General features: G+C 42.1%; 13 protein-coding genes. 6 read left to right on the top strand and 7 right to left on the bottom strand.

The annotated features are described in order from the left end of the window. Positions 1 to 24 precede the first annotated feature (24 nt). Both gudD and AC2YHV_RS07340 read left to right on the top strand, forming a co-directional pair. On the top strand, positions 25 to 1,383 hold the full coding sequence (gene gudD, locus AC2YHV_RS07335; protein WP_057276896.1) for a glucarate dehydratase: 1,359 nt from the start codon (positions 25 to 27) through the stop codon (positions 1,381 to 1,383). Between the two features lie 151 nt (positions 1,384 to 1,534). Continuing rightward, a complete protein-coding gene (locus AC2YHV_RS07340) occupies positions 1,535 to 2,236 on the top strand; it encodes a FadR/GntR family transcriptional regulator (protein ID WP_034309657.1) in 702 nt (233 codons plus the stop codon). A gap of 353 nt (positions 2,237 to 2,589) precedes the next feature. Here the strand turns inward: AC2YHV_RS07340 and AC2YHV_RS07345 are convergent, their stop codons facing one another. Continuing rightward, the gene (locus tag AC2YHV_RS07345) at positions 2,590 to 3,348 is read right to left on the bottom strand and encodes an SDR family oxidoreductase (protein ID WP_264639305.1); all 759 of its coding nucleotides are present in this window, start codon (positions 3,346 to 3,348) and stop codon (positions 2,590 to 2,592) included. A gap of 190 nt (positions 3,349 to 3,538) precedes the next feature. On the opposite strand from AC2YHV_RS07345, the gene AC2YHV_RS07350 reads away from it, so the two are divergent. Beyond that, positions 3,539 to 4,153: a TetR/AcrR family transcriptional regulator gene (locus AC2YHV_RS07350; RefSeq protein ID WP_054399846.1), complete on the top strand. Its 615-nt coding sequence runs from the start codon at positions 3,539 to 3,541 to the stop codon at positions 4,151 to 4,153. 33 nt (positions 4,154 to 4,186) lie between these two features. Here AC2YHV_RS07350 and AC2YHV_RS07355 read toward each other — a convergent pair whose 3' ends face one another. Both AC2YHV_RS07355 and AC2YHV_RS07360 read right to left on the bottom strand, forming a co-directional pair. Further along, entirely contained in the window at positions 4,187 to 4,888 is a 702-nt protein-coding gene (locus tag AC2YHV_RS07355; protein ID WP_487372917.1) for an alpha/beta fold hydrolase, read from the bottom strand. A gap of 307 nt (positions 4,889 to 5,195) precedes the next feature. Continuing rightward, the gene (locus AC2YHV_RS07360; RefSeq protein WP_487372984.1) at positions 5,196 to 6,644 is read right to left on the bottom strand and encodes a DHA2 family efflux MFS transporter permease subunit; all 1,449 of its coding nucleotides are present in this window, start codon (positions 6,642 to 6,644) and stop codon (positions 5,196 to 5,198) included. A 257-nt stretch (positions 6,645 to 6,901) separates the two neighbouring features. On the opposite strand from AC2YHV_RS07360, the gene AC2YHV_RS07365 reads away from it, so the two are divergent. Together AC2YHV_RS07365 and AC2YHV_RS07370 are read left to right on the top strand one after the other, a co-directional pair. Further along, positions 6,902 to 7,795, top strand: coding sequence for a TetR/AcrR family transcriptional regulator (locus AC2YHV_RS07365; RefSeq protein ID WP_487372918.1), 894 nt, complete (start codon positions 6,902 to 6,904; stop codon positions 7,793 to 7,795). A 144-nt stretch (positions 7,796 to 7,939) separates the two neighbouring features. Continuing rightward, positions 7,940 to 9,613 (top strand): ribonuclease J, encoded by a 1,674-nt coding sequence (locus tag AC2YHV_RS07370; RefSeq protein WP_106026133.1) that lies wholly within the window; start codon positions 7,940 to 7,942, stop codon positions 9,611 to 9,613. A 46-nt stretch (positions 9,614 to 9,659) separates the two neighbouring features. Here the strand turns inward: AC2YHV_RS07370 and AC2YHV_RS07375 are convergent, their stop codons facing one another. From AC2YHV_RS07375 to asnA, 4 genes are all read right to left on the bottom strand, one after another. After that, positions 9,660 to 11,078, bottom strand: a complete 1,419-nt coding sequence (locus tag AC2YHV_RS07375; RefSeq protein ID WP_098865505.1) for an amino acid permease — start codon at positions 11,076 to 11,078, stop codon at positions 9,660 to 9,662. A 102-nt stretch (positions 11,079 to 11,180) separates the two neighbouring features. Next, a complete protein-coding gene (locus tag AC2YHV_RS07380; protein WP_487372919.1) occupies positions 11,181 to 11,813 on the bottom strand; it encodes a LysE family transporter in 633 nt (210 codons plus the stop codon). 143 nt (positions 11,814 to 11,956) lie between these two features. After that, positions 11,957 to 13,189, bottom strand: a complete 1,233-nt coding sequence (locus AC2YHV_RS07385; RefSeq protein ID WP_487372920.1) for an MFS transporter — start codon at positions 13,187 to 13,189, stop codon at positions 11,957 to 11,959. Between the two features lie 339 nt (positions 13,190 to 13,528). Continuing rightward, positions 13,529 to 14,524, bottom strand: coding sequence for an aspartate--ammonia ligase (asnA, locus tag AC2YHV_RS07390; RefSeq protein WP_487372985.1), 996 nt, complete (start codon positions 14,522 to 14,524; stop codon positions 13,529 to 13,531). 233 nt (positions 14,525 to 14,757) lie between these two features. Between asnA and AC2YHV_RS07395 the strand changes: the two genes are divergently transcribed. Further along, complete coding sequence (locus tag AC2YHV_RS07395) at positions 14,758 to 15,384, top strand: LysE family transporter (protein ID WP_487372921.1); 627 nt, start codon at positions 14,758 to 14,760, stop codon at positions 15,382 to 15,384. Positions 15,385 to 15,442 lie beyond the last annotated feature (58 nt).

Raw genomic sequence — 15,442 nt, forward strand, 5'->3', positions numbered from 1 at the left:
TATTCTGATATAGGGGGAAAAATCATGAACAATCAATTACTAAAGGATCATGTAAAAATCGGCACACCGGTAATTTCAGAAATGAGCGTCATTCCAGTTGCGGGCCATGACGGCATGCTTTTGAACTTAAGTGGTGCCCATGCTCCTTACTTCACCCGGAACATCGTCATTCTAAAAGACAATGCAGGTAATACGGGTGTAGGTGAAGTTCCTGGAGGCGAAAAAATCCGCCAGACACTCGAAGATGCTAAAGAATTGGTTGTGGGCCAATCCATTGGGACATACAACAACATTCTAAATGCCATCCGCAAGCAGTTTGCGGACCGGGATGCTGGGGGGCGCGGCCTTCAGACGTTCGATCTTCGTATTGCCATTCATGCCGTAACAGCATTGGAAGCGGCACTTCTTGATTTAGTTGGCCAACATTTAGGTGTTCCAGTCGCAGCCCTTCTCGGCGAAGGACAGCAGCGTGATAAAGTGGAAATGCTGGGCTACTTATTTTATGTAGGCGACCGCAATAAAACAGATCTTGGTTATTTAAGCGAACCGGAAGCGGAAGATGACTGGATTCGCCTCCGTCATGAGGAAGCGCTGACACCCGAATCGATCGTCCGCTTGGCAGAAGCCGCCCACTCTCGCTATGGATTCAATGATTTTAAATTGAAAGGCGGGGTTTTGCGCGGGGAAGAAGAAATCGAAGCGGTGACGGCACTTGCTGAACGCTTCCCTGAAGCCAGGATCACCCTTGACCCAAATGGCGGCTGGCTGCTTGAGGATGCGATTAAACTTTGCCGCGATCAACATCATGTTTTGGCTTATGCGGAAGATCCATGCGGAGCGGAGAATGGTTTTTCCGCCCGGGAAATCATGACGGAATTCAGGCGTGCAACGGGCCTTCCAACCGCTACGAATATGATTGCAACGGACTGGAGGCAAATGGGGCACTCCATTCAACTTCAATCAGTGGACATTCCTCTTGCCGATCCGCATTTTTGGACGATGCAAGGATCCGTCCGTGTCGCTCAAATGTGTAACGACTGGGGCCTGACTTGGGGATCACACTCGAATAATCACTTTGATATTTCACTTGCCATGTTTACACACGTTGCTGCAGCCGCACCAGGAAAAATCACTGCGATCGATACCCACTGGATTTGGCAGGATGGGCAGCGTTTGACGAAAGAACCTTTTAAAATTGTCGGCGGAATGGTCGATGTCCCTTCCAAACCCGGACTTGGAATTGAAGTGGATATGGAACAAATCGAGAAGGCACATCAGCTTTATAAACAAAAAGGACTTGGTGCCCGTGATGATTCAATGGCTATGCAATACTTGGTTTCCGGATGGAAGTTCAATCCGAAATCACCTTGCCTTGTCAGATGATTTTTTTCCAACAATGCGTGCGTCTCTCTCTTTAGAGCGGCGCATTTTACTTTTTTTGGACATAGGTCTACATGCAAATAAGTGTATTATATTATATAATTAGTCTTACAGTAGGAATACATATAGGATTTAACAGAAAAGGGGTTACACAATGGAAGAATCGTCAAAGAAATTAGGCGTACAATCGGTACATCGCAACACTCTTTCACAACAAGTCGTGGATCAAATTGTGCATCTGCTCGTCACTGGACAAATGAAAGCGGGCGACAAACTGCCTCCTGAAATGGAACTTATGAAAGAACTTGAAGTAAGCCGGCCTGTTTTACGTGAGGCGCTCAGTGCCCTTGATACACTAGGGGTCATTACGCGGAAAACGCGTGAAGGAACCTTTTTTAACGATAAAATCGGTACACATCCATTCTCTGTCATGCTTGCGCTGGCTACGGATAATTTACCAGCGATCATCGAAGCGCGAATGGCTTTGGAGTTAGGATTAGTAACAATGGCTGCCGAGAAGATCACAGACGAGCAACTGGAGAAACTGCAGGTTACGATTGACACGATTGCCAATAGTGAAGACAACGATTACGGAGAGGCCGATAAAGAATTCCATAAGATCATCGCTTTAAGTGCGAACAATCCCATCATTGAAGGCATGATCGATTCCTTATTGATCACTCATAATAAAATAAATAGCTTGATTCAATTCAGGGAACGGGAACTGACTGTGAAGTATCATAAAGCCATCTATGCTGCACTTGCAGCACATGATCCACATGAAGCATTCAGCCAAATGTACAAGCATCTTGATTACGTCCGTCAGAAAGTCCTTCAATATTCTCACGAACATTAATATATTGTTTGCGAGGTACCGCAGCAAACTAATGGATCACTCAATGATTCTATTTCATAAGGAAAGTGGATTTTTTCAGGGAACCTATTTTGCTTCCGAGATTTCAGAGTTCAACTTATCTTTTAAATCCATTGATAGCATAATTCTTTTTGAGAAAAACTGGATAGTAGCGGAACTATCCAGCCCCCACTAATCCACTTTCGATTGAAATCACCCGATGAAGTCAAAACCTTCCTTATGGAAACTTCTGGCTAACCACAATCCCCACCCAAATATCCTGCCAAGGCTCCACTCAAAAAAACATGCATCCCTGCTTACTGGCAGGAGTGCATGGATTCTTTTTAATTCATGGTTTAGTATGCACTCCAACCAGCATCTGCCGTAATGACAGTACCATTAACAAAACTGGAATCGTCTGAAGCAAGGAATAATGCCACTTTAGCGATTTCCTCAGGTTTGCCGTTTCGTGGATTGATCGCCATACCCAGTTGTTGGCGAGAGAAGCCAAACTCATTTATATTCGTCATGCTGGAAGCAATATTGGTTTCTACTCCGCCTGGTGCTATAGCATTGCAGCGAATCCCTTTATTGGCATACATGTAGCCCGTGTTTTTCGTGAAACCAACGACTGCATGTTTAGAGGCGGTGTAAGCAGCACCAGCCCGGGCACCGTACAACCCGCCAGCAGAAGCAATATTGATGATGACCCCTTTTTGTTTTTCTAAAAAAATCGGCATCACCTTTCTAGTCGAACGCATGACGCTTGTCGTGTTAATGGCAAAAATCCGATCCCATTTAGAATCTTCAATGTCCCCAGCAGGTTCCATGCCATCCATGATACCCGCGTTATTCACCAAAATATCCACCGTTCCATACGTACTGACCGTGGTATCGATCAAATGTTGAATATCTTCCTCCACCGCTACGTTCGTTTTAATGGCAAAGGCCACTCCGCCATTCGCTTTTATTTCTTCCACCGTATCGTTCGCACCATCAAGATTTAAATCCGATACGACGACTTTAGCTCCTTCTCGAGCATAATCTATGGCAATTTGTTTCCCCATGCCTGATGCTGCTCCTGTCACAACGGCAACTTTGTCTTGTAATTTCATTTGAACTCCCCCATTCATTCTAGTGAAGCGTTACTTATTGTACAGATGTTCATTATCTACCTTCCTTTATAGTATAATTAGTTTCAGTAGGCTTATACAATCAGCAAATGCTGTCCTCAATGTTTAATAATGAACAGAAAGTAGTAACTATGTTTATTAAAAGCACAATAACGAACAAAGGATGAAGAAAATGACTGATAATAATACTGGGATTGATAGAAGGATCAGGAAATCCAAAATGGCTTTGAAAGAATCCCTCATTTCTTTAATGCAAAGTAAGGATTTCAGGGAGATATCGATTACTGATATTGTAGAACTCGCCGACCTTAATCGGGGTACATTTTATAAACACTATCAGTACAAAGAGGAACTGCTTGAAGAGGTCATGGAGGATGTGATTGCCGATTTGATCATATCTTACCGGGAACCTTATAAGAACGCCGAAACTTTCACCATCAATGAACTAACGGCTTCGGTCATCAAAATATTTGAACATGTCGCTAACCATGCAAACATTTATACCCTGATCCTAAAGTCGAATGCATGGCCTACATTACTGGAACGGATTTGTAATGAGTTGAAGAAGCTTCCAGTGGAGGACCTGGAAGATTACCGGCCGAACCCTAAAATCAATAAAGAACTTGCCTCCAGTTACCAAGCATATGCGATATTGGGCATGATCATCGAATGGGTCAACACTGGATTTAAATATAGCGCTGACTATATGGCTGAACAGCTGCTGGAAATCCTTAATAATAAATCGGTAAATGCCGTCTTTAAAATAAACCATTTAAAGCAGAAATAAGAGGGCTGCACCAGCAACCCTCTTATTTCTGCTTTAAATCGCCTGCCCTTTGGAAAGAAACCTTTTTACAACAGACAAGAAAGCTGATAAATCATCTTCATGGACAAAGTGTCCGGCATCCTCTATCGTCACCAATTCGCAATTCGGGATAAGCTCGGAAACCTCCTGCAATTTGTTTTGGGGAATATGGCTGGCCCCGCCCCCTATAACAAGCGTCGGCATCATAATATCGGTGAGGCGTTCCCACCATTCGGGATCGGGTTCATTAAGCTGCTGTAGAACCGAAGGCACTACCTGCCAATCAAACGGCAGTGGGACAGAAGGCCCAGAAGGAATCTCCATTGGTTTATCCGAGAAAGGAGGCGGCGTATCTTCGACAATCAACCTTTCTATCCTCGAAGGAAAGGTTTGCGAGAAAAGATAGGAAACCGTCCCCCCCATGGAATGCCCCATTAGCGAAAACCTTCCCAAATCAAGCGCATCTGCAAAAAGAAGCAAATCATCACGCATCGATTCAAAAGTATATGTATTCGTTCTCGCACTCCCACCGTGGCCCCGTTGATCTAAAGCTAAAACACGATAACTTTCTCCTAATGCGGCAGCCGCTTCATCCCATGATTCCGAACTTTTTCCCAGTGCATGAAGAACAACAAGCGGTGGAGCAGAAACATCCCCGCACTCCCGATATTGAAACGTGAGTCCATTCAACTCAATTTGATTAACCCTAATTTCCATCTCCGTTCACTCCCAGGATCGGAATCACCATTTTGAACCCCGATCTATTTTTAAAAAAACCTCTAAAATACTATGTTGACTATAAGTAAATTATACGTTTATGCCTTCACCCATTTATTCATCCTGCATCTGTTCATTTCTGCCTTCACACCTTCTATTCCTGCCTTCATCCATTTATTCATCCTTTGGCTTCATTCCCCAGCAGCCTGAATTACATTCCGTTATGGGCCTAACGTGAAAGGCAGAATAGAAAAAGCCCCATGCTGCCTGAACGATTCAGGTGGCATAGGGCCTTTTATTGTTTCATTTAAGCGGTTTGATCTTTTTTCACAGCTGGTTTTTCTTCAGCCGGCCAAGCACGCTTAATGAATAATGCCAGAATCAGCGCCACACCGGCAATGAAGGTAGATACAAAGAAGGAGAAGTTAATTCCATCCAGCATTGCCTGCATCCCGATTTGGGCTTTCATTTGGCCCATCATCTCAGCGGTGGGCTGGCTCGTTAATTTGCTCATCGCTTTCGTCATTAAATCTTCGGCAGTAGAAGCTGCACGGTTAGACATGACCGTAACGAGCAATGCCGTACCGATCGCACCGGAAATTTGGTTCAGTGTGTTATTCATGGCTGTACCGTGCGGGTTCATGCGGGCTGGCAACGCGTTCAAACCATTTGTCATGATCGGCATCATGGACATTGACATCCCGAAGGAACGAACGGAAAACAGGATTACAATTTCTGTATACGTGGTTTCCATTGATAATTTACTTAGCAAATACGTAGTTACCACGGTGATAAGCAAACCGATTGAAGCAAGGATGCGGGCACCGAACTTATCGAAAAGCTTACCGGTGACCGGTGACATGAGGGCCATTAATAACGCACCTGGAAGCATCAATAATCCAGAATCGAATGGTGAAATGCCACGTACTGTTTGTGTGTACATCGGAATTAAGATCATCCCCGAGAACATCGCCATGTTCAGTACGATTGAGATCGTTGCGGATAAAGCGAACATCGGGTGCTTGAAGATATTGAACTCAAGCATTGGTGTTTCCATTTTAAGCTGGCGTGTTATGAAAAGGATCAGGGAGATGGCACCGACAATCAGTGTTCCGTATACCTCAAGGCTATCCCACCCCTTGCTGCCTGCCGAACTGAATCCGTAAAGCAAACCGCCGAAGCCTAAGCTTGAAAGGATGACCGATATTTTATCAATTGAGATATCGACTTTTTCCTTGTGGTCTTTAAGTTTAAAGAAGCCTAAAAGAAGCACTAGTAAAGCTAGCGGAGTAATGAAATGGAATAGCATTCTCCAATCATAATGTTCGATGATCCAGCCTGAAAGCGTCGGCCCGATTGCAGGGGCAAACATCATGACCAAACCGAATAGTCCCATTGCCGAGCCCCGTTTTTCAACAGGGAAAGAAGTTAAAAGTACGTTCATTAATAATGGCATCATGATTGCCGAACCTGCAGCCTGAACCATACGTGCGCTCAATAATAGCGGGAATACATGCGCTACACCTGCCACGATCGTCCCGATTGAGAATAGGAGCATGGCTGTCAGGAACAGATTACGCACCGAATATTTTTTTATTAAAAAGGCAGTTGTCGGAATCATGATTCCGTTCACGAGCATGTAGCCTGTTGTCAGCCATTGGACTGTGGAAGTCTCGATTCCCAGGTCTATTTGGATTGATGGCAGTGCAATATTTAAAAGGGTTGAATTCAGTATCGCTATGAACGCACCGACCATCAGTATGGCCAAAATGCCATACGAACCTTTTTTCTCATTTATTTGTGCAGTACTCACTTTTTATCTATTCCTCCATTCAAACTATTGGTTCATTTAATTAGACGAGCGGTATATTAAAAACTCACAAAATCAATAATATACCCCTAGTTCATTTTTTGCAATAAAAATTTACTGGTTTAAATAAGGGTTTGTGCTGTGATGAAAAATAGAGTACGATTAATTTTATACAAGCAGTATAATGAAAATCAGGTGATATAATGAACAATCGAAGGCAGAATGTCATCGATACGGCTCATAAGCTGTTTATTGACAAAGGCTACCAAGCGACGTCCATTCAAGACATTTTAGATGGCAGCGGTATATCAAAAGGTACATTTTATAATTATTTCCCTTCGAAGGGTGAATTATTTATAGCTATTTTCCGCTCCTTTTATACAAAGATACGTCATGAACGGGAAAAACTGTTGATGGGTCAAGATTCCGCCGATATTGAAATTTTCATCCGGCAGCTCGAACTGCAATTGATGGTGAACAAGCAAAGCAAATTGCTTATCCTGATCGAAGAAGTCCGTGTTTCCAATGATGAAGAATTAAAGCAATTCATCAATAAGACGCTATTGTTGAGCTTACGCTGGATGTATAACCGTTTTATCGATATCTTCGGTGAAAGTAAAAAACCCTATCTTTTAGATAGCGTCATTATCTTTCATTCGATGATGACCCACATGAATCATTTTAGTTACCGTGCTAATCCCGCCGGTACACCGGATATACAAATTATCCGCTATTGCATGAATCGCATTGTCCATTTAGTCAATGAAGTGGCTGAAAGCGGGGAACAGATCATTGATCCGGAATTAATGGATACATGGTTTCCAAAATTCACAAACCAGCTTGATGCTTGCCATAATGATTTGCTTCATTCCACCACGGAATTGAAAAAAGCGATAAACAAAGCTATTCCTTGCGATGAAGATCGAAGAAGAGCCATTGAATTGGTCGATTTCATCCAAGATGAGCTGATGCAGTCAGATAAACCGCGAGAATTTCTGATAGAAAGTCTGCTGGCCACTCTGAAAACTGGATATGCTTCACAGATCCAAGCATTGGAGACTTTTGAAGAAAGCATCCATTCTTGCTTGAGCCGATGAAGATTGAAGATACACACCTACCGAAAGCGGCAGGTGTTATTTTTATGGCTTTTTGAATTAGCCTGATTTAAAAAAAGAGTTGGTTTTATAAAAGCGACCTAAGGAAACACTATCCTTATCATAAATAAAGGGAGGTCTATCTACTTGAGTGTGAAAGAGAATGCTTTGTCCATATTGGCTCTGGGCGGAGTGAATGAAATCGGTAAAAACATGTATGTGATTCAATATTCTAACGATATCGTCATTATTGATTGTGGTGCAAAGTTTCCTGATGAAAGTTTATTAGGAGTCGATTTGATCATTCCTGATATTTCCTTTCTTCAGGAGAATAAGGAGAAGATCCGCGCTTTGATTGTGACACATGGGCATGAAGATCATATCGGCGGTATCCCTTATTTCTTGAAAAAATTGAATGTGCCCATTTACGCCACACGTTTAACACTTGGCTTGATTGAATTGAAGTTAAAGGAACATAACCTTTTGGGTGATACGGAATTAATCCAGATCGATTCGGATTCAAAGCTGGAATTCGGGGAAATGGTTCTGGACTTTTTCAAAACGAATCATAGTATTCCCGATTGCCTCGGAGTCACCATGCATACGCCGGAAGGTACGGTCGTTCATACAGGGGACTTCAAGTTTGACTTGACTCCGATGAATGATCAGTATCCCGATATTCATAAAATGGCCAAAATCGGGAGTGAAGGTGTCCTCGTTCTACTATCGGAAAGCACGAACGCAGAGCGCCCCGGCTCCAGTCCCTCGGAGCATCTGGTTGGCAGCCATATTGAAGAGGCCTTCATGCAGGCAAAACAGAAAGTCATCCTTTCGACATTCGCTTCAAATGTCAATCGTGTTCAACAAGTTGTGAACGCTGCACAGAAGACAAACCGGAAACTAGCCCTGATTGGACGAAGCATGGTGAACGTCGTAACCGTTGCCATTGAACGCGGATATCTGGAGGTTCCTGATGGGATGCTTATCCAACCACAAGAAGTCGATAGTTATGCTCCGGAAAGGGTCGCGGTTTTATGTACAGGAAGTCAAGGAGAGCCATTTGCCGCCCTTTCCCGCCTTTCCAGTTCGAATTATCGGGATATGAGCATATTGCCCGATGACACAGTGATTCTTGCCTCCACACCAATACCCGGAAATGAACGGGATGTTTCACGTATCATCGACAACCTGTTCCAGCTAGGTGCCAAGGTCATTTACGGTTCTGGGACTGTAACGGGCATGCATGTATCCGGACATGCTTATCAGGAAGAGTTAAAGCTTATGCTTACCCTGATGAAACCTAAGTATTTCATCCCGATTCACGGTGAGTATCGGATGCTGCACCAGCATCGATTGTTAGCTGAGTCTGTCGGGGTGGAGAAGGACCACACTTTCATCATCAATAATGGTGATGTGGTGGATATTGAAAACTCCGTTGCCCGTCAAACAAGAAAGGTGGCTGCCGGCAATACCTTTGTCGACGGTGTTGGCGTCGGGGATGTTGGAGAAATCGTTCTGCGGGATCGCAAACAGCTTTCCGAAGATGGAATGCTCGTCATCGTCATAACACTAAGCAAGACAGAAAGAAAAATAGTCTCAGGACCCGATACCATTTCCCGTGGATTTGTATATGTTCAAAATTCCGAGGACCTCCTTAAAAATGTAAATCGTATTGTCACGAAAACGGTCAACGACTTACAAAGTGAAAAAATATACCGGTGGAACATCATTAAACAAACCATTAAGAAGGAACTGGGGCAATATCTCTTTAATCAAACTAAGAAAAAACCAATGATCCTTCCAATAATCATTGAAATTTAGCGCCAAATTGAAAGGAACTCGACTTTGAATTAGTCGAGTTCCTTTTTTAATCAAGTCCTGATTTACTCGCTTTTGCGGCCATTGCCTTGTTCTTATTCCATACCTTGAACTTCATGAAAAGGGCTGCAAGACCGATGATCACAATGAATAAAAGGCTGATGAAAAATCCTGGACGTATCTCTTTTTCAAGCAGTGTTCCACTTACGGCCGCTAAAATTAAAAGCAGTCCGAAAACCGCCGTAATCTTACTCCACATCTTATTTTCCAAGATTTTGAATGAAGAAAGAATGATGAATGCCCAGTTATACAAAAGCAATATACCGGCAGATGTTGTAATGTATTCATAAATCTTTCCTGGCAGGAGCAAGGCAGTGATGATCGATCCTAAAAGACCTAAGGCTCCAAGCCCCAGTGACGGCAACGGAAGATCTTTGAATTTCTTGATCTTTTGCATGAATAATGCGGGTGCATTCCCATCATTGGATAGCGTTACCAATAAATTGGTTACACCGAATAGTGAAGCGGTCATCGTCGAGAAACCGGCAATGATGATCGCACCATTAAAAACGTGCGGGAAAAATGTCAGGTGGTAACTGTCCAATGCCGAAACGAATGGGCTTTCTTTTTCACTGAATGCCCCTAACGAAATCATGGTTACGGCTAATCCCAATGAAACTACATATATAATGGTAAGGACCAAGAGCATGATCGTCCCTGCCTTTGGTGCATCTTCTTTCTTTTTAAGCTGCATCGCCATCAATCCAATGACCTCAATGCCGCCAAACGCATAAAAGGCATAGATAAGGGATGTCCAAAACCCCTTTAACCCTTTTGGGAATAATTCATTGAACGTATTCGGAAATGATGGCGGTTTTGCTCCAGCAAGACCGAACCAGCCGCAAACGGCACATATTGCAATGATGATAAACATTACGATTGCTGCTGTCTTAATTACAGCAAGGATGTTTTCCACCCTGTCGAACCCTTTTGTTCCAAGCAATACCACCACGATTGAAACAATGGCAAAACCGGATGCAAATAGCCAAAGCGGCACTTTCGGGAACCAAAATTGAGATAATAGCGAAAGTGCAGTAAGCTGGCTTCCCATGATCAATATATTGGAGGACCAATAATTCCAGCCACAGCTAAAGCCCGCCCATCGTCCAAATGCTTTATTGGCATAATAACAAAAAGAACCTTCTTGAGGATCGGCCGCCGTCATCTTGGCAAGCAGATTATAAACGATATAGGTACCCAGTGCAGCCAATACAAATGAGAATACAATGGATGGCCCAGTCGTTTTAATCCCTATGGTCGATCCGAGGAAATACCCTGTCCCGATCGTACAGCCTACGCCGACCAATGAAAGCTGCCACCATTTCATGTCGCCCTGTTGTTCACCCGAAGCATTGGAATCTTGGACAGCCTTTCCTTTCGCTGAACTGCAATTGGCTTTTGTTGTCATAACATTACCCCCTTCCAACATTCATAGTGTTGATAATGCCACAATGAATTATGCAAGGAAGAAGTTTTCAAATACCTTATGTAATAATCTAATGCATTCTGCTTATGATAGGATGGCAGAAATGCCTTGATAAGCAAAATAAACCCCAAAGCCGACCAATGATAATCCAGAGATGGTCGAAATGGCCATTAAGCTTTTTTCATTTAAGAACCTGCGAAATCCATTCGTTAATGCCGCTACAAAAAAATCCCAGCAGGTAAGACCAAGAAAGATCATCCCGCTATAAATGAAAAGTTGGGATGTCCCATAACTTGAAGCTGTTTTAGCTAAAACAGATCCATAAATCCCCAACCAAAATAAAATGGATAATGGACTGGTCACGGACATGATGAACCCGGTCAAAAAACAGGAAATTAATGAATCTCTATTCCTGTATTCATTTAATAATATCGTATTAACCCGTAATACACTTTCCACCCCGGAATAAATAAGCACAAATCCGCCAAAAAGCCAAAGAAATATCTGGACGATCGGGATTTCTAAAAATCGTACCATTCCTACATATACTAAAATCATGAACAAGGCATCTGCGATCATCGACCCTGCCCCAACGATCCAGGCGTGCCAAAACCCGTTCTTGATTCCTTTATCGATACGAGCGGAGTTCACCGGGCCGATCGGTGCTGCAAGGGTAAGTCCTAAGAAAAAGTAACTTAGCAGTAAATGTACACTCAAAAAGCATCACTCCTTCGAGCTAGTTCATGACTTGTACATTTTATGTGACAACCCTCTGCCTATAACCACATGCCAAAAAAATTTCCCGATTCACAAAAAAAGCCGTGGGAAAGCCCGGCTTTTTGGAGATGTATTGAAGCCGATCAGGCAGCAGCTTCTTTTTTGTCCGAACTAATGAATTTCATAACAATCAATACGATGCCTATACCGATGATCCCAGAAATGATATAGGTCATATTGATATGATTTTTCATGACAAGGGACATGACCGGAGGGCCTGCCGCAACGCCGATGAACCTTGATGACATGTAGAAGGAGGTTATCGTCCCCCGCTGTTCCTTTTCTATATTTTGAGTGATGATTGCGTCGAGTGTCGGCAATAAAGCACCAATTGCTATACCCACCAAGCTAGTTATTACCAATAGAAGGACGACCCTGTTTTTAGTAAAACCGACAAATACAAGGCTGATTGAAAGGACAGCTAAACTGATCATGATGATCTTTTTCATGACTGGTAATTCCCCCTTGATTTTTTTCCCTGCAACATAAGAAGATACGCAAAGAAAAAATAACGGGATCGCTATCACTAAACCTTTTTTGATACCATGCAAATCATGGATTTTTTCCAGATTATCAGACAAAAAGAAAAGAACACCGAACAAAACCAACATGACAAAGACACCAATGAGGAAAACCGTATATAACCATTTTCCTTCCTTCTTGAATATTTTTTTCGTATCATGCCAGAAATCCTTGAATTTCTTAGGCTCATCCTTCTCCTTTGGTACCTTTATAAAGAAAAAGACCAAAACAATAGATATTAAACTGAAGAATGAAATCGAGAAGAATGGTAAAAACCAGATAAATGCAGCAAACAGGGAACCCAATATTGGACTAAGCACTTTCCCAAACGTATTCGAGGTTTCTATGATTCCCAAACAAGAACTCGTTTTTTCATCATCATCTTTGTATAAATCCCCCACCAAAGGCAATATGATGGGTGAGGCCCCAGACGCCCCAATCCCTTGCAATACCCTCCCAATGATGATCCATGTATAGGGATTTTCCATTTTCCATGACGCATAACCAGCGATCAAACCACCGATAAGGGCTAGGATCAAGCTTGGCAGAATGACCATTTTCCTTCCGAATCGATCAGATAAATAACCAGCAATGGGAATTAAAAAGATGGATGCAACGGAATAGCTTGTTATCACCATACTTGATTGAAATGAAGATATCCCCACCTTTTCCTCGAAAATGGGCAAAACCGGGATAAGCATTGAATTTCCAAGTGTCATAACCAATGGAATCGATGCCATACTAATCAAGCACCACACGCTTACATCTTTATTTTGCTTCTCATGACCTTCCATACTTACACTCCTCATCCATTATAAAAGCAACTTATTGCATAAAAGGTGACCATTTGTGAAACCCATTTGTTTTGCATCATATATTAGATGTCTTAAATTATTATGTTATAGTGCAGAAAGATTTATTCAGTTGCGCTTCTCCCAAAATTACCCCTATTCCCTTTAAAACAAAAAAACCATTCTGTTTAAGAATGGTCTATCTTTTTGCTTGTACAAATTTGGACGTTGATTGGAACGTGGGGCACTCGCTCCAATCAACTATGTTAAAAAATTTGGATAGAACTCCATTTGCCTACAGTCTAACCATTCTGTTTAAAAATGGTTTTCCCGCTTTCGTCTTTATAAAAGAATAATATTCCTTTTTTCACATTCCTCTATTATTTGGTCATTCCATACCGAAACCTGAACCTCGCCAATATGTGCTTTCTTCAACAAAAACATGCATAATCTGGATTGCCCTATTCCCCCGCCTATTGAATACGGAAGCTTTCCTTCCAATACGGCCTTATGATAATCGAGTACCTTACGATTCTCGTTTTTGGATAATCTTAATTGTTTTAACAATGACTTTTCATCTACTCGAATGCCCATTGAAGAAACCTCAAAAGCACATTCCAAGAGTGGGTTCCATAAAACGATATCTCCATTTAGATCCCAATCATCATAATCCGGTGAACGTCCATCATGCTTTTCCCCCGATTGTAAAGCTCCGCCAATTTTCATAATGAAGATTGCACCATATTTCTTCGCTGCCACGTTCTCTCTTTCCTTCGGAGTAAGATCCGGGTATAAATCCTCCAACTCCTGGGTCGTAATGAAGTGAATGTTCTCAGGTAACACAGGCTTAAGCAGATAATGGAATTCAAACATATAACGTTCGGTCGATTTAATGGCACTATATATTTTTTTCACTTCGGATATTAATGTATCCACGTTACGTTGTTCTTTCGTTATGACTTTCTCCCAGTCCCATTGATCCACAAATAACGAGTGTAAATGATCCAGTTTTTCATCACGTCTTATTGCATTCATATTAGTGTAAATGCCTTCATCACAAGCCAAACCATACCTAGAAAGAGTGATTCTTTTCCACTTTGCCAAAGATTGAACCACTTCTATTTGTTTATCCTTAATATCCAGAGCATCAAAGGTAAGAATCCGCTCCACACCATTTAAATTGTCATTGATACCATTACCTTCATGTAAAACGAAAGGGGCTGATACTTTAATAAGGTTTAACGCATTTGAAAGTCCTTCTTCAAAATGATCCTTCATTTCATTTATTGCAATATCAGTATGCATGGTATCAAGAATTGTTTTGTATTTATTCGGCATTGATAATTCAGGCATAATTCTCCTCCAATTTCGCTTTGAATAGCGCATGCACTAAAATAGGCGTCTTTCCATTTGACCAAATTACATTATGAAGGAGTTTTCTGTGTTGTTACAAAAATACCAGGTCAGGCAAGGCGGACTAAACTCAAGAAATAGGACTAAAAAGGTGGTACAAGTCCAAATATTTGAATACATTCAAATAAGCGAAGATGTATAAACGATGAGGTGATGAATTGGGTGTTTTTTTCAGCTTTGTATTATTAGGTTTATCACTGGCGGCTCCTATCGGTCCCATAAACGCTGCTCAATTGGACAAAGGAATCAAGAAGGGTTTTTGGCATGCCTGGATATTTGGCTGGGGTGCCATTTTAGCGGATTTTGTTTTTATAGCCCTCGTCTTTTTCGGTGTCGTCCACTTTTTGGACAACTCCTTCATGAAGACATTTTTATGGCTTTTTGGATTTTTCGTCCTGACCTATACCGGAATCGAAAGTCTGCTAAGTGCAGGTAAGATTGAAGTGAATGCACGAAAAGCGAAAGATTCCCTTTTCTCTTCATTCCTGACAGGATTCATCATGTCCCTTTCGAATCCTTTATCCATTTTGTTTTGGCTGGGGATTTACGGATCCATTCTCGCAAACTCCGCTTCAAAATATGATATGGATCATTTACTTTTATACAGCTCAGGAATCCTTATCGGCCTCTTAATCTGGGATTTCGTAATGGCCATCATCGCCAGCACCTTCAGACGCTTTTTATCCAAACCCATTCTAATGGGCATCTCGATCATTTCGGGGATATCCCTTATAGGGATTGGCATTTACTTTGCCATCCAGGCAGCAAAGGTTTTATTTACATAAGTATTTACTCGTGAGTTCGCATTAAATAGATAAATTAGGACGCCTATTTTAATATCCT

The sequence above is a fragment of the Peribacillus sp. SRI_006 genome, assembly GCF_057586375.1.

Coding starts and splice junctions, on each gene's coding strand:
- gudD (WP_057276896.1), top strand. CDS start 25: ATGAACAATCAATTACTAAAGGATCATGTAAAAATCGGCACACCGGTA.
- AC2YHV_RS07340 (WP_034309657.1), top strand. CDS start 1,535: ATGGAAGAATCGTCAAAGAAATTAGGCGTACAATCGGTACATCGCAAC.
- AC2YHV_RS07345 (WP_264639305.1), bottom strand. CDS start 3,348: ATGAAATTACAAGACAAAGTTGCCGTTGTGACAGGAGCAGCATCAGGC.
- AC2YHV_RS07350 (WP_054399846.1), top strand. CDS start 3,539: ATGACTGATAATAATACTGGGATTGATAGAAGGATCAGGAAATCCAAA.
- AC2YHV_RS07355 (WP_487372917.1), bottom strand. CDS start 4,888: ATGGAAATTAGGGTTAATCAAATTGAGTTGAATGGACTCACGTTTCAA.
- AC2YHV_RS07360 (WP_487372984.1), bottom strand. CDS start 6,644: ATGGTCGGTGCGTTCATAGCGATACTGAATTCAACCCTTTTAAATATT.
- AC2YHV_RS07365 (WP_487372918.1), top strand. CDS start 6,902: ATGAACAATCGAAGGCAGAATGTCATCGATACGGCTCATAAGCTGTTT.
- AC2YHV_RS07375 (WP_098865505.1), bottom strand. CDS start 11,078: ATGACAACAAAAGCCAATTGCAGTTCAGCGAAAGGAAAGGCTGTCCAA.
- AC2YHV_RS07385 (WP_487372920.1), bottom strand. CDS start 13,189: ATGGAAGGTCATGAGAAGCAAAATAAAGATGTAAGCGTGTGGTGCTTG.
- asnA (WP_487372985.1), bottom strand. CDS start 14,524: ATGCCGAATAAATACAAAACAATTCTTGATACCATGCATACTGATATT.